At 63.7% G+C, this 21,562-nt stretch carries 19 protein-coding genes; 9 read left to right on the plus strand and 10 right to left on the minus strand.

Annotated features, from left to right (window positions below):
• Nucleotides 1–8 precede the first annotated feature (8 nt).
• The 3 genes from H977_RS0122875 to H977_RS0122885 all read left to right on the plus strand — a co-directional run bounded on the left by H977_RS0122875 (nt 9) and on the right by H977_RS0122885 (nt 3,240).
• Nucleotides 9–1,514 carry a FadD3 family acyl-CoA ligase gene (locus tag H977_RS0122875; RefSeq protein ID WP_081681808.1) on the plus strand — a complete coding sequence of 502 codons (1,506 nt, stop codon included), beginning with the start codon at nt 9–11 and terminating at the stop codon, nt 1,512–1,514.
• A 143-nt stretch (nt 1,515–1,657) separates the two neighbouring features.
• Nucleotides 1,658–2,578 (plus strand): Rv1363c family protein, encoded by a 921-nt coding sequence (locus H977_RS0122880; RefSeq protein WP_029110054.1) that lies wholly within the window; start codon nt 1,658–1,660, stop codon nt 2,576–2,578.
• A gap of 2 nt (nt 2,579–2,580) precedes the next feature.
• Entirely contained in the window at nt 2,581–3,240 is a 660-nt protein-coding gene (locus tag H977_RS0122885; RefSeq protein ID WP_155946791.1) for a twin-arginine translocation pathway signal, read from the plus strand.
• A gap of 151 nt (nt 3,241–3,391) precedes the next feature.
• Here H977_RS0122885 and H977_RS0122890 read toward each other — a convergent pair whose 3' ends face one another.
• Nucleotides 3,392–3,979 (minus strand): AfsR/SARP family transcriptional regulator, encoded by a 588-nt coding sequence (locus H977_RS0122890; RefSeq protein ID WP_029110056.1) that lies wholly within the window; start codon nt 3,977–3,979, stop codon nt 3,392–3,394.
• A gap of 203 nt (nt 3,980–4,182) precedes the next feature.
• Here H977_RS0122890 and H977_RS0122895 point away from each other — a divergent pair, with 203 nt between their 5' ends.
• The 3 genes from H977_RS0122895 (at nt 4,183) to H977_RS36085 (ending at nt 6,877) form a co-directional block, all read left to right on the plus strand.
• Nucleotides 4,183–5,403, plus strand: a complete 1,221-nt coding sequence (locus H977_RS0122895) for a low temperature requirement protein A (protein WP_081681809.1) — start codon at nt 4,183–4,185, stop codon at nt 5,401–5,403.
• 110 nt (nt 5,404–5,513) lie between these two features.
• Nucleotides 5,514–6,308: a cytochrome P450 gene (locus tag H977_RS36080; RefSeq protein ID WP_196808305.1), complete on the plus strand. Its 795-nt coding sequence runs from the start codon at nt 5,514–5,516 to the stop codon at nt 6,306–6,308.
• Nucleotides 6,308–6,877, plus strand: a complete 570-nt coding sequence (locus tag H977_RS36085; protein WP_051289012.1) for a cytochrome P450 — start codon at nt 6,308–6,310, stop codon at nt 6,875–6,877. Before H977_RS36080 ends, H977_RS36085 begins: the two co-directional genes overlap by 1 nt.
• 37 nt (nt 6,878–6,914) lie before the next feature.
• On the opposite strand, the gene H977_RS33740 is transcribed toward H977_RS36085, so the two are convergent.
• From H977_RS33740 to H977_RS0122930, 6 genes are all read right to left on the minus strand, one after another.
• Nucleotides 6,915–7,760, minus strand: coding sequence for a phthiotriol/phenolphthiotriol dimycocerosates methyltransferase (locus tag H977_RS33740; RefSeq protein ID WP_286162673.1), 846 nt, complete (start codon nt 7,758–7,760; stop codon nt 6,915–6,917).
• Between the two features lie 7 nt (nt 7,761–7,767).
• The gene (locus H977_RS0122910; RefSeq protein ID WP_029110058.1) at nt 7,768–9,996 is read right to left on the minus strand and encodes an MMPL family transporter; all 2,229 of its coding nucleotides are present in this window, start codon (nt 9,994–9,996) and stop codon (nt 7,768–7,770) included.
• A 26-nt stretch (nt 9,997–10,022) separates the two neighbouring features.
• Nucleotides 10,023–10,178 (minus strand): hypothetical protein, encoded by a 156-nt coding sequence (locus H977_RS35390; protein WP_155946780.1) that lies wholly within the window; start codon nt 10,176–10,178, stop codon nt 10,023–10,025.
• Nucleotides 10,171–11,319 carry a 3-ketosteroid-9-alpha-monooxygenase, oxygenase component gene (locus tag H977_RS0122920; protein WP_029110059.1) on the minus strand — a complete coding sequence of 383 codons (1,149 nt, stop codon included), beginning with the start codon at nt 11,317–11,319 and terminating at the stop codon, nt 10,171–10,173. Before H977_RS0122920 ends, H977_RS35390 begins: the two co-directional genes overlap by 8 nt.
• Nucleotides 11,320–11,479: 160 nt before the next feature.
• Nucleotides 11,480–12,382, minus strand: coding sequence for a Coq4 family protein (locus H977_RS0122925; RefSeq protein WP_081681810.1), 903 nt, complete (start codon nt 12,380–12,382; stop codon nt 11,480–11,482).
• Between the two features lie 4 nt (nt 12,383–12,386).
• Nucleotides 12,387–13,766, minus strand: a complete 1,380-nt coding sequence (locus H977_RS0122930; protein WP_353588923.1) for a cytochrome P450 — start codon at nt 13,764–13,766, stop codon at nt 12,387–12,389.
• Nucleotides 13,767–14,016: 250 nt separating this feature from the next.
• On the opposite strand from H977_RS0122930, the gene H977_RS33745 reads away from it, so the two are divergent.
• Nucleotides 14,017–14,811, plus strand: a complete 795-nt coding sequence (locus H977_RS33745) for an Emopamil-binding protein (RefSeq protein ID WP_196808306.1) — start codon at nt 14,017–14,019, stop codon at nt 14,809–14,811.
• Nucleotides 14,812–15,032: 221 nt separating this feature from the next.
• Here H977_RS33745 and H977_RS0122940 read toward each other — a convergent pair whose 3' ends face one another.
• Nucleotides 15,033–15,944 (minus strand): SDR family NAD(P)-dependent oxidoreductase, encoded by a 912-nt coding sequence (locus H977_RS0122940; RefSeq protein WP_036476908.1) that lies wholly within the window; start codon nt 15,942–15,944, stop codon nt 15,033–15,035.
• Between the two features lie 289 nt (nt 15,945–16,233).
• Here H977_RS0122940 and H977_RS35395 point away from each other — a divergent pair, with 289 nt between their 5' ends.
• Nucleotides 16,234–16,407, plus strand: coding sequence for an HAD family hydrolase (locus H977_RS35395; RefSeq protein WP_155946782.1), 174 nt, complete (start codon nt 16,234–16,236; stop codon nt 16,405–16,407).
• Nucleotides 16,408–16,536: 129 nt separating this feature from the next.
• Here the strand turns inward: H977_RS35395 and H977_RS0122950 are convergent, their stop codons facing one another.
• Nucleotides 16,537–17,913 (minus strand): wax ester/triacylglycerol synthase family O-acyltransferase, encoded by a 1,377-nt coding sequence (locus H977_RS0122950; RefSeq protein ID WP_081681813.1) that lies wholly within the window; start codon nt 17,911–17,913, stop codon nt 16,537–16,539.
• Nucleotides 17,914–18,799: 886 nt separating this feature from the next.
• The gene (locus H977_RS0122960) at nt 18,800–20,092 is read right to left on the minus strand and encodes an MFS transporter (protein WP_029110064.1); all 1,293 of its coding nucleotides are present in this window, start codon (nt 20,090–20,092) and stop codon (nt 18,800–18,802) included.
• A 319-nt stretch (nt 20,093–20,411) separates the two neighbouring features.
• Here H977_RS0122960 and H977_RS0122965 point away from each other — a divergent pair, with 319 nt between their 5' ends.
• Nucleotides 20,412–21,026 (plus strand): MerR family transcriptional regulator, encoded by a 615-nt coding sequence (locus tag H977_RS0122965; RefSeq protein WP_081681814.1) that lies wholly within the window; start codon nt 20,412–20,414, stop codon nt 21,024–21,026.
• Nucleotides 21,027–21,562 lie beyond the last annotated feature (536 nt).

Below are 21,562 nucleotides of genomic sequence, written 5' to 3' on the forward strand. Positions count from 1 at the left end.
CCGGACGCATCGAACAGTGGCAGACCATCCCCGGGATGGTCTTGAGTGCAGCGGACCGTTTCGGCGATACCGAAGCCGTCGTCGACTATGGCGACAATCAGGCTGGTGCCGACGGTCCGCTGCGACTGTCCTTCACCGAACTCGTCGGACGCATCCGGAAAGCCTCGGGTGCGTTCGCCGAGTTCGGCGTCGCCAAAGGGGACCGGGTCGCGGTCTGGGCCCCCAATTCGGCAGAGTGGATCATCGCGGCGTTCGGGATCATGGCCGCCGGCGGCGTCCTGGTCCCGGTCAACACCCGGTTCAAGGCCGAGGAGGCCGCCGACGTGGTGGAGCGCAGCGGCGCCAAGGCGGTGATGGTCCAAAACGGTTTCCTTGGACAGGATTTCACGTTCTCCGCGACGCATCTCGACGTCCCGGTCATCGATCTGAAGTCGGACTTCCTGAGTAGCGGGTCGCCGTTCGTCAGGGACGTGCAACCCACCGACATCTCCGACGTCATCTTCACCTCGGGTACCACCGGTAGGCCCAAGGGCGCGATGATGAACCACAGCCAGACGCTGCGGGCCTACGAGGAGTGGGCCACCCTGGCGGATCTGCGCGAGCGCGACCGATACCTGATGATCAACCCGTACTTCCACACCTTCGGGTTGAAGGCCGGCCTGGTGGCCTCTTTCCTGCGTGGCGCGACGATGCTGCCGGTCGCAGTGTTCGACATCGACAACGTTGTGGAACTGATCGAGCGCGAACGCATCACGATGCTGCCGGGGCCGCCCACGCTGTACCACTCACTGCTTGCCGTCACAGACCGCGAGCGGCTGGCGACGCTACGGGCCGCCGTGACGGGCGCCGCCGACATCCCGGTGGAACTGGTGCGACGCATCCGCGAGGAGTTGCCGTTCCAGACGTTGATGACGGGCTATGGCCTCACCGAGGCAGGCAATGTCACGCTGTCACGGCCCGGTGACTCGGCCGAAGACGTGGCCACCACCGCGGGGCTGCCGTGCGAGGACATCGAGGTACGCATCGCCGACGACGGCGAAGTGCTGGTGCGCGGGTACAACGTGATGCAGGGCTACCTGGATGACCCGACTGCCACCGCCGAGGCGATCGACGATGACGGCTGGCTGCACACCGGAGATCTCGGCGAGTTCACCGAGTCCGGGCGGTTGCGGATCGTCGGACGTAAGAAAGACATGTTCATCGTCGGTGGCTTCAACGCCTACCCGGCCGAGATCGAAGGGTTCCTGCTCAAGCACCCGTCGATCGCGCAGATTGCTGTGATCGGCGTGCCCGACGAGCGAATGGGGCAGGTGGGCAAGGCGTTCGTGGTGCTGCGGGACGGGCCGGGCGCCTCGACGGTGGCGGCGGAGGAGCTGATCGCCTGGAGCCGCGAGCGGATGGCCGGCTACAAGGTGCCCCGGTATGTCGAGTTTCTCGACGAACTTCCACTCAATGCCACGGGCAAGGTGATGAAGAATCAGCTTGAGGCGCGGGAAACGGCCAGTCCGCACTAATCGAACGCACAGCCCGTAAACATCATTTCCGCAGCTAAATGGCCATTTAAGTGCCTGCTGCCGATGATGTACTCTCGGGTCACTACCGCAAACTGATAACGTAATTCTCGTTAAGCAGGCTGCTGAACGGACAGGAGGTCGGCATGCCGTCCCGCAAGCCTTCGTCGCCGGTAATCGATACTAGCGAAGATGACGCGTCGCCGAGCGACGCACTGAAGTTGGCCGAACAAGCCGAAGCCGAGGCCGCAGAGGCCGAAGCCGTCGCGGCCGCCGCGCGCGCCCGGGCCCGCGCCATCCGGTTGCGCAACGAGGTTGCCGCGGACAAGAGCGTGACTGACGCGGCCGAGGCCGACGAGGCGGCGACATCGGAGGTCGATGCCGACACCGCCGACACACCTGAGATCACCGACACCACCGGCGCAGATGCCGAGACGGAGGCCGTCGAAGCCGAGCCGATCGAGGAAGCCGTCGAGAAAGCCGTCGAGAAAGCCGTCGAGAAAGCCGAAGTATCTGCGCCCGAAGCAGAAGCAGAAGCCGGCAAGGGCAAGCTTTCGCGGCTGCCGCGGGTCCGGGTATCGAGTCTGTTCTGGAAGGTGCTGGCGAGCTGCCTGACGCTCATCGTCATCGCGGGATTGCTCGGGTTCAGTGGCTGGATGATCTGGCACCACCGCCAGGCTGAGCACCGCCAGCAGTTGGCGGCCGAGTACACGGCTGCGGCCCGCCAAACCGTCGTCACCCTCATGTCGCTGGACTTCAACCATGCCCAGGACGCCGTCAAGAACATCCTCGACAACTCGACGGGCGAGTTCCGGGAGGACTTCGAGGCGCAGTCCAAGGACTTCGTCAAGCTGGCCCAGGACGCCAAGGTGGTGACCGAGGCCAACGTGACCGGCGCCGCGGTCGACACCATGGACGACAAGAACGCCGTTGTGCTGGTTGCGGTGAACACCCAGGTCACCAACACGAGCGGGGCCAACAAACAGGCCCGGCCGTGGCGGGTGGCCGTCGATATGGTCCGCGAAGGTGACCAGATCAAGCTGTCGAAAGTCGAGTTCGTGCCGTGACCCTGGATCAGGACATCAAAGAGACCGATAAGGCCGACACCGATAAGGCCGACGCCGAGAAGACCGCCGAGACCGAGGAAACCGCCGAAGCCGCTGGCGAGGAGCAGGCAGAGGTCGATACGACCGGCGACAGCGACACGGATGCTCCTGAGCCGCCGGGAGGGTGGGCCCAGAAGCTCAAGAGGCTGTGGTTCCCGCTGGCACTCGTGGTGGCGCTGATCGTGTCGGCCGCGCTGGCCGGATGGCTGTACTTCGCGCAGTTCCGGGCCGACCAGCAGACCGGACCGGCAGCGTCGGCGACGGTCCTCAAGGCGGCGAACGACGGCACCGTGGCTCTGCTGAGCTATGCCCCAGACAGCCTCGACCGGGATTTCTCCGCCGCCAAGTCACACCTGACCGGCGACTTCCTGTCGTACTACACCCAGTTCACACAGGAGATCGTCGCTCCCGCCGCCAAGCAGAAGTCGGTGAAGACCACAGCCGCAATCGTGCGTTCTGCCGTCTCGGAGATCCATCCCGATTCGGCGACCGTGCTGGTGTTCGTCAATCAGGCCACGACGAGTGCGGAAAACCCCAACGGGAGCTTCGCGGCCAGCGCCGTCAAGGTCGGGATGAGCAAGATCGACGGCAACTGGTTGATCTCGTCGTTCGACCCGGTGTAATCGCTGGCCCAACCCGTCGGAGCGTCCCCGTCGGAACGTCAGTCCTGAGCGTGACGTTCGTAAACCCAGCGCTCCAGCCATGTCTGTGTTTCGTGCACCGCCAGCGCGGTGAGCGCTGCGCTGAGCGCGACGAGGACCAGCAGTAGAGCACTCATGGCAGGCAACCGGCGCTCTCATTGTGGTGGGAGCCGCCGTGCGAACCGGCTCGGTGAGATGAGCCCGCCAACGAGTATCGCGTTACCTGCCTCTGCGTGGGGCCGGCGGCCGTGTCGAGGACGGCGCGCTTGATGGACCGGTAGTGGTCGCGCTCGGTGGCGCACCAGGCGTCGGGCCAGCCTTCGAGCAGATCACCGCTTCGCACCAGCCGGTGCAGGGCGGGACCAGCGACCGCAGGTATGGGCGGTCCATCGAGCCGCGCCATCGACTCGTGCATGGCGAGCGCTTCGTGCCAGTCGACCTTCACCTCGGGTGCCAGGCTGACGTACTGATGTTGTACGACGAGCAAGGCGTCGGCGCCCAGCGGTCGCAATCGCCACAGCGCGGAGCGCAGGGAGGACACCGCTTTGTGTGGCGGGCTGCCCGGCCACAGCAGGTCACACACCCAGCTGCGGTGCAGCTCACGGCGCTTCACGGCGGCCAGCGCCACCAACCGGCGACATGAGGGCGGCAACACCACCGGCTCCATGTCGCGATATACGGCGAACTCGCCGAGGACGTTCAGCGTGAATTGCTTGGACACACGCTCATCCTCGAGCCTGGCTGCGGCGGTGACATCAGTAGTGCACTACCTGTATTTGGCGTACGTTTCCGCCACCACGCCGTAGCCAATCCGTGGTCTGGTGCGCTCATGGGGTGGAATTGCGGTGCAATCCGGCGAGAGAAGGACATATAAGTGTGAACGAGGACAGACCGAGCCCGGTTCAAACCCATCGGCTGAGCCGGATGAGCGGACGTGATCCGCACGAAGAGCACCGGGTCGCGACTCCGCTGGAATTGTTGTTCGACCTGACCTTTGTGATCGCTTTCGGGGTGGCGGCCTCGCAATTCGCCCACCTGATGGCCGAGGGCCACGTGTCGGCCGGGCTGGCGGGGTTCGGGTTCTCCGCATTCGCGATCTGGTGGGCGTGGATGAACTTCACCTGGTTCGCATCCGCCTATGACACGGATGACTGGATCTATCGCGTCATGACGATGCTGCAGATGGTCGGCGTCATCATCCTCGCGATCGGCATACCTCCGGTATTCGCCTCGATCGAACACGGCGGGCACGTCGACAACGTGGTGATGGTGGCCGGCTATGTGGTGATGCGAATTGCGTTGGTGGGGCAGTGGTTACGGGCCGCCAAGCAGGATCCGCCCCGCCGGTCGGCGTGCCTGACCTACGCCTGCACGGTCGTCGTCGCGCAGATCGGGTGGGTGGTGCAGATCTTCGTGCAGACCTCACTGACGGTCTTCTTCGTCACCGCATTGATGCTGATGGTCGTGGAGGTCAGTGGCCCCGTGGTGGCCGAGCGGCTGATGAGTGGCACACCGTGGCACGCCCATCACGTCGCCGAACGCTATGGGCTGCTGGCGATCATCGCATTGGGCGAAGGCGTGGTCGGCACGGTGGCGTCCCTGACTGCGGCGGTGGGAGAGCACGGCTGGTCCACCGATGCGATCCTGCTGGTGGCCTCCGGAATCGGGCTGACCTTCGGCATGTGGTGGGTGTACTTCCTGGTCCCGGCCGGCGCCCTGCTCCATGCCCAGCGCACGCTGTCGTTCTGGTACGGATACCTGCACCTGGCGGTGTTCGCGGCGATCGTGGCCACCGGCGCGGGATTACACGTGGCCGCCTATTACGTCGACGGTGAATCGAAGCTGAGTTCCGTCGGCACCGTGCTGGCCGTGGCGATCCCGGTGGGCATCTATCTGGTGGCGATGTTCGTCATCTACTCACTCCTGGTGCGGGATCTGGATCTGCTGCACGCCCTGTTGCTGGTGCTCGCCGCGGCGGTCCTGCTGGCTGCGGTGGTGCTGGCGGCGCAGGGGACGTCGATGTCGGTGTGTCTGTTGGTCGTCACCGCGGCGCCGGTGGTGGTGGTCGTCGGGTTCGAGGCCGTCGGACACCGGCACGCCGCCGAGATCGTCGGCCGGCGCCTGGAGAGTCACTTGCCGGGGTGAGCTTCGGGGCTCTCCAACCAGGTCGCAACCCCTGACTCAAGTCAGTAACATCACCGCTACCGGACGACGGCAATCACTATGGGGGAACGATGCACGGTCAGGTCGGGACGATGAAAGGTGCCGCGAAATCGACGATTCAAGCGCCGGGGCCGAGTCTGTTCGAACTCACCCGCATCGCTGCCGGTGACCCGCGCAACGTGGCATACACACTGCTGCCCGAGGTTTCGCGCCGCTACGGCGATGTCGTGAACATCCCGGTTCCGGCGCCTGGACTGACGATGACACTGATCAGTCACCCGGACCACCTAGAACAGGTGCTGATCCGCAAGCACGAGAACTACCGCAAGCACGAATCCAGCCGCGAACTCGCTTTCGGCGAACCCACGCCGTTTGGCCTGCTCGAGGGGGAGGAGTGGAAGCGCATGCGAAGGCTGCTCAGTCCCCATTTCCGGGCGAGCGGGCTGGCCGACGCCGGCCCTGGAATGCTCAGCGCCATCACCGATCGGGTGGGGGCATGGACCTCATACGTCGAAGACCACCGACCGGCCGCTCTACACGAGGAACTGGGGTTGGTCGTCCTGGACGGGCTGCTACGGAGCATGTTCTCCAGCGCGTGGCCGAACGACCGGTTGACCCGCTGCGTCATCGCCACCCGCGACTATGACCGCTACATGCTTGCCCGGGTCTCCATGGATGCGTTGCCGTTCTTCATCCCGCGACCGTTCCGCAAGCGCGGCGCGGCTGCCAAAAGGTTCCTGTACGCGCAGGCTGACCAGATGATCGCGCAACGTCGAAGCGATGGACCGCGCGAGCGGACCGACCTTCTGGATGCGTTGCTCAGACGCCGTTTCCGGGCTCTGCCGAACACCAGTACGCGCGCCTGCGTTCAGAACTGGTCTCATTGATGCTGGGGGCGGCGAGCACGACGACCAGTGCGGTCGGTTGGGCGGTGGCACTACTGTTCGCGGATACCGAGGCCCTGACCCGGGCCAGAGCTGAGGTGGATGAACTCGGCGGGGCGCCATTGGACTATCGGCATCTGGCCGAACTCCCATATGTGCAGTGCTGTTTCGACGAGGGGCAGCGGATTCAGTCCTGGGTGCCGATCAACAGGCGCATCGCAATACAGGACGACGAGATCGGAGGTTATGCCATTCCCGCCGGCTCGCATCTCCTGTTTTCACCGTACGGGATACATCGGGACAGCCGATTCTGGAAGGACCCGGAAGCGTTTCGTCCTAGCCGCTTTCAGGATGACACCATAAATCAGAGCGCGTTCCTGCCCTTCAGCATCGGACCGCGAAAGTGTATGGGCTACCGAATGGCCAATGCCACCGCGGTCCTGACGCTGGCATCGATACTTCAGCGTTACGAGCTGAGGCTGCCGACCGATTGGCGGCCTCAGCACCACTTCAGCCGGGCGATGCAAGCGCCGGTGGGGTCGTCGATGTTGCTGACTCGGCGGGTCGCCTAGCGCCCTGGAAGAATGTGGTCGCGCGGGGGCGGATCGATCAACCGCGCTTCGACAGGTGGTACATCCGGTACGCGATATCTCCTGTCGCCACCGCGCGGTGGAGGCCGTGCCCAGGCGCACCCGCCACGCCTTTGGTGAGCTGGCGCAACAGAAAAGGCGTGTGCCGTTTGAAACGTTCATGCGTGGTGGGTGCGCCCCAGATCGTGTCCAGGCCCCGCAGTATCTCGATGTTGATGTTGCGCTCGGCCAGTACGGTCAGCGGTGAGTCGGCCAGCTGTGCTTCCCATTCCGGTACGTGTTTGCGCTTCCTGAGGTCGACGTAGAGAAGGTGGCCGCCTTCGACGAGGACCCGTGCCACCTCGCGCAGGAACCCCGGGAAATCGGGGTAGCAGTGCGACGATTCGATATTCACGACAGCGTCGAATGACGCATCCGGAAACGGCAGGTCCTGCGCATTGCCCTGGATGAACGTCAATCCTGGTGCCTGGTGGATGCGCTGGCAGAAGGCGATTCCTCGGCCGTTCAGGTCCAGGCCCGTATACGACGCCGGTCGCAGATACCGCGTGAGATATGAGGCGCCGCCACCGTGACCGCATCCGACCTCGAGCACACGCTTGTCCGCGATGTCGGTCTGGGTGGCCGTGGTGTGGTACAGCTGGATTGAGGGCCTGTCGGGTTCGTCCGCGGGATCGAGTGCCAGTCCGAGGGGCGGGTCCGTCTCGTAGCCAGCGTCGAGAAATATGGTTCCGTCGCGCTCCAATCGGCGGGTCTGTAGCGGATAGGCATGCTTGGCCGAGTACTTCCATGTGATCGGGTTGTAGACGGCGCGGAACACCAGGTCCATGGGAATCCAACTTTCGTAGGTCGGGTCGGTGGCGGACATCGGATGATCAGGTCGGGGATGGCTCAGGCGGGACGGGTATCCGGCCGCGGTGCAGACGCCCGTGCAACCGAGCCAGCGGGCCGGGCGCCCACCAGTTCCATCGACCGAGCAGCTGCATGAACGCCGGCAGCAGCGCCATCCGGATCAGCGTGGCATCGACGAGCAGGGCGATGGTCAGCCCGACACCGAACATCCGGATCAACGCGACCTGACTGCCGATCTGCGCGGCGAACGGAATGGCCATCAGGAGTGCGGCTGCGGTCACGACGCGGCCTGAGCGCGTCACCCCGAGCGCCACACTCGCCTCGTTGTCCGCTTGTGTGCGTTCCGATTTCAGCCAGTATTCGCGGATTCGAGAGACGAGGAACACTTCGTAGTCCATCGACAGTGCGAAGGCGAAGCACAGCAGTGGCACCGGAAGGAATGTCGACAACGCTCCGGTGGGCGTCGTGCCGAGCGCCCCGAGGTGGCCCTCCTGGAAGATCCATACCAGTGTGCCCAGGGTGGCCGTCAACGACAGCGCGCCGAGCGCAAGGGCTTTGATCGGTATCACCACGCTGCCGGTCAGCAGGAAGAGCAGGACGAAGACCGTCACCGCCAACGCGCTGAGCACCCTCGGCAACGGCTTCGTCACTGATTCGACGTTGTCGCGGTTGCCCTGGGCCATGCCCGTGAAGAGCACTGACCGCTCGGCCGGCACCGTAACCGCTCGGAGTTGTGTGAGTTGAGCATCGGACTCGTCGGACAGCGCCGGTGCCGTGCTGCTGATCGTCATGAACGCACTGCCGTCGGCCACACCGCTACCGTCGGACGGCGGTCCGACCATCGCGCCTGACACGTAGATGCCGACCGGTGCCGACACGGCGGACACGCCTGCGACGCCGGACAGCTGCGCCGCGTAGCGATGGAGTGCATCCGCCGGCAGCCCGGTCGCATCCGGAATCACCACGGTGACCGCCGACACTTCATCGGTCACATAGTCATCGCGTAGCTGATCGCCGACGTGCCGCGCCGACGCTGACTGCGGCAGCATCCGATCATCGGGGGTACCCAGCTTCAGGTTGAGGAACGGCGCGCCGAGAACCAGCAGCCCGATGACCACCGTGACGGCGACGGCAATCGGGTGACGCATGACGAAACGTGTTGTGCGGTAGAGCATCCTGTCCTCGACCGGGCGGTCGTCCCGGGATGCGCGCCGGATGAGTTTGCGGACGTCGAGCGAGTTCATCCGGTCACCGAGTAGCACGATCGCGGCGGGCGCGACGAGCACCGCCGCGAACGCCGCAAAGCCCACCGCCGCGACGCCGGCGTACGCCAATGAGCGCAGCATGGGCATCGGAAACAGCACGAGCGCCAGCAAGGACGTCGCGACCGTGATCGCGGAGTAGAGCACCGTGCGTCCCGCGGCCACCAGTGTGGTGACCAACGCATCGTCTCGGGGCCTTCCAGCGGCGAGTTCGTCGCGATAACGACTGACGATCAGCAGGGTATAGTCCACGGCCAAGGCGAATCCGAGTCCGACACATAGGTTCAACGCAAACAAGGAGACCTCGGTGCCGTACGCGATGAGCTTCAGCGCCGCCAACGATCCGACGATGGCCATGACCCCGACCGCCACGGGCAGCGCTGCCGCGATCAGGCCACCGAACACCCACACGAGTACGAAAAAGCTGATCGGGATGGCGATCGATTCCATAAGCAACATGTCATGCTTGGTCTGCTCTTCGATCTGCGAGGCGAAGATCGTCACTCCACCGGCACGCGCCGTCACCCCGTCCTGGTCGGTGACGACCTGTCTCGCAAGTTCGGTCGCCCGCGCCGAAGCCGTGCCATCGTCACCTTCGATGCCTGCCACGATCAGACCGGACGATCCGTCTCTGCTGATCAGCCTTGCGGCGTCCCGAGTAGGTACGGTCCACGGTGACGCGACGCTCACGACGTGCGGTGAGGCGCTCAACTGGTCGACGATCGACGTTCCGAGCGCACGTGCCGGACCGTCTTGCACATCGTGTTGGGCGGAGACAGTGATCATGAGCTGCCACTGGCTTTGTCCGAACTTCTGTTCCAGCAACGCATTCGCTCTCGCGGACTCCGAAGCTGGATCGAATCCACCTCCAGCACTGAGACTTCCGACGACCGAACTCGAGAAGAGACCCAGGACCGCCGTGAGCAGTGCTGCGCCGGCCAAAACCCGCCACCGTGCAACCAAAGCCACTCGAGCGAGTCGCTGCAGCAGGTCACTTCTCTCGGTACAACTGGTCCTCAATCCGTCGCCTCGTTCCAGTGTGCCCGTGGATCACCGAATCTCGCTTCGGTGGCACACCGGGGAGCGGCGGTGCGACCATCGGCCATCAACCGCAGCCCGACCGCATGGCCGATGAACCCGACCACACCAGACACCGACACCGGATCAGACATCAGAAGCCAGCGCCGAACCCGTTGTGGTGATGGCGGATTGCTGTGCCAGATTGTCCTCGACTTCTCGGCTCCATACAGAGACGGGGTACTCGGTGTCGAGTTCGAACTCGACGTGGGCCGTCATGTCCGCGGTGACATCCGCGACGTCGACATAGAACTGTTCGTACCATCGCCGCAGTTGGTAGATCGGGCCGTCCTCATCACAGAGCAACGGGTTGTCGATCTTCGCCTTGTGCAGGAAGATCTCGACATCCTGTTCGAACCCCGCTGTCACGCCCTCGGCTACCAAAGTGGCGAGTCTGGAGGTGGTTTCGGCATCGAGCCCCAGTGGCTTCCGCACCGAAACCGCGTTGTGCAAAATGAACGAGTTCTGATCCACCGGATAGTGAAATGCGATCAGGATGGCCTCGGTGCGATACCCGCTGAGGTTGTTGTGCAGGTACGTGACGACGTAGGCGGGCCCGTAGTAGGACGACTCCACCTTGAGGATCGACTTGCCGAATTCCGGACCGAGATTCGTGTCGGCACGTCCCCGGTTGATCAGGAACTGGCTCGCTACGTGACCTTCGAACACATTCTTGAACGTGGTCGGGAATCCGTCGTGGACGTAGAAGAAATGCGCCGTGTCAGCCAGGTTGTCGACGATCTCGCGACTGTGCGAGTTGTCGATGCGCCACTGCTTGGTCGTCCACTCGGTCCATTCGTCGCTGTACGCCGCATCGATCCGAGGAATGGCCACCGCGTCCGGCGGTGGGTTGCCTTCATGGTCGTGCCACAGGTAGAGGAAGCCGTTCTCCTGGCAGGTGATCCAGGCCCTGGTCCGGGCCAACTTGGGAGTCCGTTTGGCATAGGGCACCAACGCGCAGCGCCCGTCACCGCGCCAGCGCCAGTCATGGAACGGGCATGCGACGGCGTCCCCCTTGATCGAACCGCGGCTGAGGTCCCCGCCCATGTGTCTGCAGTAGGCATCGAGCACCCTCAGCCGCCCGCTGCCGTCCTCGAAGACGACTAGTCTGGTACCGAAGGCCGCGACGGCGTGAGGCTGGCCATCGCGGAAAGAATTTTCCAGGCCCAGACAATGCCATCCCCGGGCATACCTAGTGGGAAGCGCCCCGGTTTCGATATAGCGAACAGAATCCATGTGTCCCCCGAATTCACTCTTCCAGACCAACGGCCGATCGCCGCGAAGTCAGTACGCGCATAACTCCGTTGTGCAACAAAGCATTTGGTCGTAGCCCCTGCGAGGCGCCCTACGCGGCCGACGACGTCCCTTTCGGGGGACAGGCCTTCGGACTCAACCCTCACCTTCTGTCGCTTGCCGTGTCTCCTGCCTCCCCTTCGGACAGGACCGCGTCGTAATCCCAGTGCGTCCCAGGGGACATCCACGGCGGCGTCCACGTCGCGAACCAGAGTCCAGACGGATGGTCCACGCGCACGGAGGCAACCCCCAGGAGCGCCCGTACTTCGGCGAGGGGCTTGTCGAGCAGGTCCTCCCACGGTGCGGCGGCCAGTTTGTCCGCGCGCCTGCCCCTTTCGACCGACGTTCGGTAGACGCGCAGCCTGTGACGCAGCGAAGCTCCGGGTATCCACACCGCGCCGGCGTAGCCCATCTTCTCGAGTGGACCTGCAGGCTGAGTCTGACCCGACTGGAACCCAATTGCGAGTACTTCACCGACGACATCCGGCCCGTACCCCGCCACTACGTGCTGGAGGTCGTGTACCACGGTGTGGCGCACCATGAAGTAGAAGAAGTCGTCGTGCCAGTTGAGCGCCTGAGCCAGCGGGCGGATGACGTCGGCTTCGTGGAAGAGGCAGCTGTCGAGTCCGTAGGTCGCCATGAAGGATCGGTAGCCGTGTCCCAGCGTCCCGACCGGCAACCCCGCCATATATCCGTCATCACGTAGTAGCGCGAGGAGATCCGGCTTGTCTCGAATAATCCTGTGTCCGTGGGGATGTGCGCGAACCTGATAGAACAGCCGGGCAAAAGCTGGAGCGCAGAGCAGGTAGAGGCCTGCGAACATGTGCGCGCCGGTGGGTTTGATGACGTCGAGCGCACCCTGGCGCAGTCGAGCTGCACCACCGATGTTCGGACTGTGCGGCGGAGCTGACCACACCGCGCGCGTGGCACTGAACCAATACCTGGCAACCCCGCGCCACGAACGCCGGTCGGGCACCACCCCGTCTGGATTTGTATACCCGTACATAGGTTCACCGCCGCGCAAGTCGGGTGGGCAGTCCGCCGACCAAGCCGGTCGAAATACGGATCTTGGGCTTGGGCGACCACCCGGGTCGAAGCTCCACGGTGTAGCGCTGCAGGATCGCGGCCAGGGTCATCAGGCCATCGATATAGGCCAATCGCCAGCCCATGCACTTTCGCGGTCCGATGTTGAACGGAATGTAGGCATTTCGGTTGATCTTGCCCACGAGGAACCGCTCCGGTTCGTAGTGCTCTGGTCGAGTCCAGAACCGGGTGTCGTGGTGCAGTCCGTATGGCGAGAGCAGGACGTGCGAGTCCTTCGGAATGTGGTAGCCGCCGATCTCGTCCTCCTCGCCGGCGGTGCGAATCAGCCCGGGCGAGGCCTGCATGCGCAAGGCCTCGTCGAAGCATGCGCGCAGGTAGGGCAGCTGCTCAAGGTGCGCGTACCGCAAGGAGACGCCACCGAGCGCATCGACCTCGGCGTTGGCCTTGGCCAGCGCGGCCGGATTCCCGTGCAGCAGGGCGACCGTCCACGCCGCCGATTGCGCTGTAGTCTCGAAGCCGGCGAAGATCAGTGAGGACAGTTCAGTGCGTAACCGCCGGTACCGTTGTTCCGGAGATCCGTTGAATGCCATTCCCATCAGTGCGTCGAGCAGATCGGGGGAGACCCGCGGGCCGTCCGTCAACCGTTGTGCGATGACCTTGTCGAGTTCACCGAGGAGAGTGGCCTGAGCGGCTTCGCCACGGCGTTGAAAGGGCCGGGGTAGCAGCGCGGGGAACGTCGACATCAGTGCGCGGCTGATCGTGTACGAGCCCAGATCGCGCGCGGCCTCGACGTAGCGGCCGACGGTGTCGCGATCGAGCACCGTGCTGAACATCGACCGCATCAGCGCGTCCATGACGACCGTTCCGAGTTCCACCTCGAGGTCTATCCACCGATCGCTGCCGAGGTGTCTGCGCCAGTCGTCCATCCCCGCGGCGACGGCTTCTGCCATCGACTCACTAAGCCGTGCAAGCGAATTCTCGGTGAAAAACGGATTGAGTGACTGACGCCATTGCCGCCATTCCTGGCCCTCCAGCACCGGCATCACGTCGGGTTCGCCGACGACGAGTTCATTGGTGAGGTGGTGTCGGACGTAACGGCCGTGGTGACGCGTCATGACATGGTCGACGTGGTCTGGATGGCTCAGCAGGGTCATCGTCCAACCCAGGACCGGAACCGGCACGTTCGCGACGTCGCCGTGCCGACGCGCGATCTCGGGCAGAAGGCCGTAGAAGATGTCCTGCCGTGCGCTGAGCACGACCAGTTCCACGAGCCTGGGCCCGGGCGGTCGACGATAACTCGGCTCGCGTTCAGCCGAACCGTCCCCACGGCCCAGCAACGATCTCACAGCCCCCAACCTCGAAACCCCCAGAATCGGCAGTAGCAGGTTTGCCCCTAGCGCAAAGGTTTACACGTCGAGTCTACTGTGTCAACAACGGTCTTGCGGACCTCAGGAAATTGGCTGCAGGGTAGGAGGATTGGATCCTCAGGTGGAGAAGTGCTATGAACGCACGCCCTCCACTGTCATGATGAAATCTGGCCGGAGGCACGGCTGGGAACTGGGGGCAACAAACGTGAAGGACGGGCGGCATGGCTTCATGCGACGGTGGGAACCTCGTCGTCTGAAGGTGTACTTCTGGTGCTCGGTGTTCGGGCTGTTGCTCTCCGGGGTGCCGGTCATCCTTGTCGGGACCGGCGTTTGGCCGATGGAACCCACGGGTCTGATCTTCGGGCCCGCCCTGACCGTTCCCCTCTACGTCGCGATGGCTGCAGCGTGGTGGGATGCACCGGGTGAGCAGCGCACGACGTTAGAGAAATCGAACGAGTTCCTGTTGGTGTGGATTCCGATCACTGCCTCCAGCCAGATCTTCTGGGAGCTCGTCTGGCTGGTCGGCGATCTGTTCGGCTACATGGATCTCACCGAGGAGAACCGTTGGGGATGGATGTGGTGGTTCTTCGGGGCGGCTGATACCCGGTACCTGACCAGCGATCCGGGCCTCTTCGCGGTCGAGACATTCGTCGTGATCGGCGGGATCGTGCTCCTCGTGCAGTGGCTCAGGTTGTTGGCCGCGGGGGACGACATCAGCAAGCGCATCAACGCCTTGTGGTGGTGCTGCCTTGCCCTCGCCAACAATCTTACTGCCTTCGGGATCTACTACGTCTCCGAAGCGCGCGCGTCATTCGAACATCTCGGACAGGGTTTCTGGGGATTCGTCCTGAAGTTCGTGTTCATGAACAGCCCCTGGCTGGTCGGGCCAGCCATCTGCCTTCCGTTCATCGTCAAACAGCTCGCCTACCTGTACCGGATCAGCGGTACTCACGAACAGGTCCGCACGGGGGTCGATTCGCCGGATGTCGATAGACGCCATACGCCGGCGGGCTCGGCGTCCTAAGTCCAACCAGCTCCTCGAGTGCCTGCGGCACGCCGGGCAGCAATGTAAGCCTATCGGTTCGGCTGCGCGGGATATCCTCGGCGGCAGGAAGTTTCACCGGGTTCTTCGGATCCACCCTTTCGACGTCGGCGGCGCACACCACGCAACCATCCGTTGCGGAGTTGTCAATCCGCGCCGCGGCACGCCGGCGGTGATGTGCTAATGCTCTTCGACTCTGCGCATCACAGCGGGTAGGCGACACCGGTGAGGTCCTCTGACACCGCCCACAGACGACGCTGCAGATCTTCGTCATGGGACTTTCTGGTGGACCGGACCAGTTTCGGAGCGCCGCGAAACCCACCAATTCCGTCCGGACCGTAGTACTTGCCTCGGCGAACCGTCGGGGCGGTGGCCGCGAGCAGCGTGGGCAGCGCCCCGGCGGCGGAGGACTGCGCCAAGAGTGGAAGAAACGGTCGGACCACGCCGGGCAGGTGACGCATCATATCGGTGTTGGACAGGCCTGGATGGGCCGCCACCGCGATCGTCGGTTCGTTCTTGGTGGCCAACCGGCGCTGGAGTTCGTATGTGAACAGTAGATTGGCCAGCTTCGACTGAGGGTATGCCGCGTTCGGGTCGTAATGGCGCTCCCACTGCAGATCGTCGAAATGGATTGCTGCGCGCCGTTTGTGTGCGTTGCTGGCCACGGTGACGATGCGGGATCCGAGGACCGGCAGTAGGTGCTCGATGAGCAGTCCGGTCAGCGCGAAGTGGCCCAGGTGATTGGTACCGAACTGCACCTCGAATCCGTCCGAGGTGACCTGTCGGCTTTCTCTGTTCATGACGCCGGCGTTGTTGATCAGCAGGTCGATCCGCGGGTAGGCACGGCCCAATTCGTCGGCGGCGGTGCGGATTGACGCCAGGGACCCCAGATCCAATTCCTGTACGGCGACCTTGGCGGCGGGTGCCGCCTTGGTGATCCGGGCGGCCGCGGCGGTGCCTTTGGCGGTGTCGCGCACCGCCAGCACCACGTGCGCGCCGTGCGACGCCAGCGCGTGTGCGGTGTCATAACCCAGGCCGGTGTTGGCTCCGGTGACGATTGCGACCCGGCCGTTCTGGTCGGGGATGTCGGCTTCGGTCCACTTCTGCGTAGCCACGGGTACGAAGATACGGCGCTCGAGGTGGGGTACAGCGGCCGGGATTAGCCAGTGCTGCTGGACTAAGCCCACGGCACAGCAGTCTGGTTCGATGCACAATTTGCCGGTCAGGCTCTCGATGATGATGCTGTCGGTGACCGGGTGCGGGACTTCAAACCGCGCCGACGCCGAGTACGAGTGCATCACGTTGAGTGGAATGTAGGTCTGGATGGCCCGAGCCGTGCCCGTCGTAGTGATGCACGCAGCTCGGCGTGGAGCAACACCGAGGGACTGCGCACCGACACCTGGTATGTCGGGTCGCAAGGCGACGATGTCGGCACGCCCGCCGCGGAGGGTTTACTGGCGTCGGCTGCGCGCCCGAGGGGTGGAACCGGGTGCGATGTACATGGTTGTCGACGATCTGACCAACGACGACATTGCCGGACAGGTGGTCGGCATGGCCGGTGTGCTGGCGCTCCTGTGAACTCCCTCAGGACACGCTGGCCCGTTGAGCCGCAGGCAGATTCGTGATGGGCCCAACCACGTCGCCGATTCGGTGGCCGACCCGCCGGAGTTGCTCGCGGTTTAGGGCTCCAAGACCGGCCCGGCCGAGCTAAGCGTTCAGTAGTTCTTCGAGTGCCTGCGGCACAGCCTCCGCCAGTTCCCAGATGTCCGGGATCAACGACGGGCAGCCCACGAGACCGATCCCGACGGCATCGTTGAGGGTCGAGGCGGTGATGTTGAGCCCGATCTGGTTGACGATAGGCCCGAAAGGATAGTTGACGATGATCGGTGCACCCAGAATGTGCTCCTGAAACCCTCGTACGTTCGAGAACGTCAGATTGACGGGAGGCTGCCGTTTTCCGATACCGGTCTTTTCGAAGAATTTCACCACATTTCGGAAGAGGGTCGGCACCAACTGTGCCCAGTCCTCGAGAAGGGTCGAACCGATGGCTGAAATATGTTCCTGCCCAATTAGATTTGTCCTCGCGATCGCTGCGACCCGTTCCACCGGATCGGCTTGGCTGGTGTGAATGGAACAAAACATCGGGGTGAGTTGATTGCGAGCCGGTCGGTTCGGGTCGTAGTGCGACACCGGTATTCCGGCAACCAGGTCTTTGTCGGGGAGCGCCGAGTGTGCCGTGAGGTATCGCGTGAGTGCACCGGAGACAATCGCGGTCAGGATGTCGTTGGCCTTGACGCCGAACTTGCTCTTGGCCGCCTCGATGTCCTTCAACTCGACGTGGACGTAGGCAACCTCGCGCGTGGGATCGATGTCGCCGTTGAAAAGGGTTCTCGGCGCGGCGAACCAACTGCTCATGGCCTTCCCGAACTTCATCCGACGGATGGTCCTCGACAGCGCCACTACCGTTCGCGGCAACACGCTGGTCAGGAAGAACCACGGACGTCGAAAAATCTGCCCGATCCCTTGGATCGCAACCTGTCGGGCGGTCCATTCCCCGAAACCCCCTGCTTGTTCGGCCGGTGGGCTTTCGTCGTACAACTTGGCCCACAGGTCGCCAGAAGTAACCCCGTCGGCGAAAACATGGTGCGTGCGGACGAGCGCGCCGATGCGCCCATTGACGCGCGGGTCGGTGCCCGAAATCCCCTCGATGATCGTGATATCCCACAACGGCCGGCTGCGGTCCATGGGTTCGGCGACCAGACGCGCGGCGACTTCGCACAATTCGGCGTGGCCACCCGGTGCGGCCACCACGACGCGATGCACGTGCCGGTCGATGTCGAAATCAGGGTCGTCCACCCACGCCGGTGTCCCGAAATTCAGCCGGGTGTCGATCAGCCTCGCGCGGAACTCGGGCAGCAGCTGGGCGTGTGCGTCCAGCTTGGCTCGGAACTTCTCGAAGCTGTAACCGCCGGGCAGCGCAGACACATCGAGTTCCGCAAGTGAACACGAGTGCAACGGCTGCGCGGAGACTTCCATCCGCAGGAACGCCGTGTCGATTCCAGCGAGCCGATGGATGGTCGTCATGCTTGTGCGCCCCCGCCCGAATTCGCGATTCCGAGTCTCACAAAGGGAGTCTCTTCACTGCAAGAGCAGTGAATCACGCTACGTGTGCGGTTAGCAAGAAAGTTGTCCGGATTTGGGTGTCGGACAGTGAGATTCGAGCCGCCGAACGATCTAGGGGTACGAGCTGCCGCCGCAGCAACGGGAAGTCCCTCCACTCCAGCACCGCATCCGCGAATACGAATCAGATTGCGTCGGCATCGATTTGCACCTAGGTCTGGTCGGACCGGCATAAGGATGCAGGCCGGCGGCGCCGCCACTGTGGCGGCAGGCTACTTCTAGGCGCGCATTCCACTGACATCGGTCAATGTTATGACACGTCGGTAGAGCTGGACCGAGATCGAATGCTTTCGTCGGCGATGTCGAGCTGGGCCGATATCGGAGGATCCTCCTACCCGTCGTTGATGGATAAGCCACCTCTGGCGCCGAACCGGCGGTCACATTTAGTGGTAAACGTACTTTTGAAGGTGCTTCAACGTCACCTTGTACCGACGTCACACCTGGATGCATGGCGGAAAAAAATGGTGTGCCTGAGCGTCATAACGTGATCATTTCAGAGGTGGTGTTATCAGGGGCGTTCGTCCTACGCTAGTGAATCTGCGTGTCAGGTTGAGAACTTGAAGACTGCCGCTCCACGGGGCTGTGGTGCTATGGGAGGACTGGGCTGGGTTCCATCGGGATGAAAATGACCCTAGTCAGCTACCTTGATCACGTTGACGACGTGACGGTCCGTAACCACACTCGGTGTCCGAAACAGGAGTTGCACGCACCTGTGTCTGTCGGTGGTCGTCGGGTTCGAGGCCGTCGGACACCGGCACGCCGCCGAGATCGTCGGCCGGCGCCTGGAGAGTCACTTGCCGGGGTGAGCTTCGGGGTGAGGGTCGGGGTGAGGGTCGAAGCCCTCCAACAGCATTCGTTCCTGCTCGGCGGCCAACAGTCGTCGGGTCTTGGTGCGGGTGATCAGGATTCCGATGGTGGCCAGGATCCACACCGCGTATTGCACGCACCAGGCCAGGCGGAACGACGCGAAGGAGTAGCTGTCGGTGCCGGACAGGATCAGGCCCATGGCCTGCATCACCAGCAGTGCCGCCAGGAACCCGCCCATGTTCACCATGCCCTGGGCGGTGCCGAGCGTATGGCTCGGATTGAAGGTACGGGCGAAGTCGAACCCGACCATCGAACCGGGACCGCCCACCGAGATGACGACGATGAGCACCACCAACAACCAGACCGGCGCCGGTCCGGGCAGGGCCAGCACCACGGTCCACACCAGGGCGTTGCTGGCGATGATCCAGAGCACCAGACGTGACCTGCGGTGCGGATGGCGACCGGTGAATACGCCGATCATGATTCCGGCCGAGATGGCGGCCACCACCGAGATGGTCAGTAGCGAACCTGCCGCGGTTTCTGAAAGTCCCTGAGCCACTGTCAGATACGGCACGCCCCACATCAGCGCGAACACCGTGACAGAGAACTGGGTGCCCATGTGGGTGAAGAATCCGAGCCTGGTGCCGGGACGTAACCAGACGGTTTTGATGCGGGACAGGGTGGTGTGCAGAGAGATCGGCTCGGATGTCAGCGCCGAACCATGCGGGGTGTTGCGGATCAGGGCCAACGCCAACACGATCACCACCAGCCCGAACGCCGCGACCGACAGATACGCCGGTGTCCACCCGGATCCGGTGAGGATCGCGAGGAACGGCACTGCGGAGAGAACCTGACCGAGCTGCCCGCAGATGCCCGTCAACTGGGCCACCAGCGGGACCCGCGCGGGCTCGAACCAATATGGCACAAGCCGCAGAACCGAGATGAAGGTCAATGCGTCGCCGAGGCCGACGATGGCCCGTGCACCGATTGCCGCGGGCAGTGACTCGCTCAGCGCGAGCACCAGCTGGCCGGCCGTCATCAGCGCGGCCCCGCAGACGATGAGCACCCGGGATCCGAAGCGGTCCAACAGCAAGCCGGCGGGTACCTGGGCGGCGGCGTAGACGATCACCTGCAGCACGACGAACGTGGACAGCACACTCGGGCTCGCGGCAAATCTGTCTGCGGCCTGCAGGCCCGAGACGCCGAGGGTCGTGCGGTCGAGGACGGCGATGATGTACGCCAGTAGCCCGGTGGCCCACACGATCCAGGGACGCACGCGGGCACCTTTCGTCAAATGTTCTCTCGGCGGCAGACGTACATGTTCTCGCACTCGTGGGCGGCGATGCGACCGGCGTGCATTGCCGCGGTGGTGCATTTGGTCTCGATGCGGCCTTTATCGTGGACGATCGAGTTGGCTGAAATTGCACACTCGTGTGCAGTATGAGACGGGTGGTGCGGCATATGACCTGATAGCCGGGCTGCTCGTGGAGCTCGCGACAGCGGGGAGAGAAGTTTCACGAATTCGCTCGCAGCTTTAATCGCGGAGTAGGGTGTCGGCATGAATCGCTGTTCAATCCGACGCGGAGGACGTCGGCTTGGTTGAGTATCGCCTCGAAGACCTGGCGCGCATTTCCGGCGTCAGCGCTCGCAATATCCGCGCATACCGCGAGCGCGGATTGTTGGATTCTCCGCGGCGCGTCGGACGCTCGGCGTATTACGGTGAACGGCACCTGGCTCAGTTGGCAGCGATCAGCCAGCTACTGGCCAAGGGTTACAACTCGGCGCACATCGCGGAGTTCTTCGAGGGTCTGCGCAGCGGCAAGGACCTGCCCGAAACCCTTGGAATCCAAGGCGCGGACTGGTCCCGGCCGAAAACTCTGACGGCGGAGGTGGATCCGGCCGACGATGATGTCCGCGCGCTCGTGGAGTTCGGATTGGTCCGCATCGTCGAGGGCTCCGTCGAGGTGCCCGATCCGGCATTGGCCGCGCTGGTCACCGGCGCCGAGGACCAACGGCGCTGCATCCGGATCGTGGCCCACCTCGCCCGGTCGACGGATGCGGCGGTCGACAGGGTCGCCGAGTCGGTTGTCGCCGCACTCGCCGAATGCCGTGGCGCCGTTTCCGATACCCGGCTGCGTGAGCTGGCCCGGATCGTGGTGTCGGTCCGGGTGGATCGGGCGCTGCAAGGCGCCTTCGCCGCCGCTGATTGATCGGCTCCGGCCTTCCGGGTTTCACGGTATTCACGCCACGATTTTGGCGGTGGAACTGAAATAGTTACCGGTGAGTAAGATAATCCAGCAAACTTTCTGCTCGGACGCGCGAGATTCGCTAGACAGAATCGGCCGGATTGTCTGCTGGGTCGAGGTCACTTCCGGGCTCTGGATGTGGCGGAAAATTTAGATAACGATTCGATAACAATACTGCCTTGATCTGCGCAGTTATCCCTACTCGACCGTAACCACCTGCCAACAGGACGTTTGTCCCGAATGGCTTTGACGGCCAGTCGGCGCCGCGTAACGTTACCGGCGGTTACCCATGCGTAGAACTCGCCAGTAACCAATCTGAGCGGAAACCGCCCACTGCCTCTTATGACACTCTTAGTACGGCGGGAATGCGAGCGACACCGTCCGGAGAGCTCCGGCGGCCCGCGTTCCAGCCTGATTCGACGCTGAATCGCCGTTGGCCTGTCGCCGGGCAGCCACACCGCCCCAGACATGCAGACAGACACCTGACACCGCACGCGACA

The sequence above is a fragment of the Mycobacterium sp. URHD0025 genome (assembly GCF_000426065.1).
In the GTDB taxonomy this organism is placed as follows: domain Bacteria; phylum Actinomycetota; class Actinomycetes; order Mycobacteriales; family Mycobacteriaceae; genus Mycobacterium.

Coding starts and splice junctions, on each gene's coding strand:
- H977_RS36085 (WP_051289012.1), top strand. CDS start 6,308: ATGCTGGGGGCGGCGAGCACGACGACCAGTGCGGTCGGTTGGGCGGTG.
- H977_RS0122925 (WP_081681810.1), bottom strand. CDS start 12,382: ATGTACGGGTATACAAATCCAGACGGGGTGGTGCCCGACCGGCGTTCG.
- H977_RS36080 (WP_196808305.1), top strand. CDS start 5,514: ATGAAAGGTGCCGCGAAATCGACGATTCAAGCGCCGGGGCCGAGTCTG.
- H977_RS0122950 (WP_081681813.1), bottom strand. CDS start 17,913: ATGACGACCATCCATCGGCTCGCTGGAATCGACACGGCGTTCCTGCGG.
- H977_RS0122920 (WP_029110059.1), bottom strand. CDS start 11,319: ATGGATTCTGTTCGCTATATCGAAACCGGGGCGCTTCCCACTAGGTAT.
- H977_RS33740 (WP_286162673.1), bottom strand. CDS start 7,760: ATGTCCGCCACCGACCCGACCTACGAAAGTTGGATTCCCATGGACCTG.
- H977_RS35395 (WP_155946782.1), top strand. CDS start 16,234: ATGTCGGGTCGCAAGGCGACGATGTCGGCACGCCCGCCGCGGAGGGTT.
- H977_RS0122895 (WP_081681809.1), top strand. CDS start 4,183: ATGAGCGGACGTGATCCGCACGAAGAGCACCGGGTCGCGACTCCGCTG.
- H977_RS33745 (WP_196808306.1), top strand. CDS start 14,017: ATGCGACGGTGGGAACCTCGTCGTCTGAAGGTGTACTTCTGGTGCTCG.
- H977_RS35390 (WP_155946780.1), bottom strand. CDS start 10,178: ATGTCTGATCCGGTGTCGGTGTCTGGTGTGGTCGGGTTCATCGGCCAT.
- H977_RS0122880 (WP_029110054.1), top strand. CDS start 1,658: ATGCCGTCCCGCAAGCCTTCGTCGCCGGTAATCGATACTAGCGAAGAT.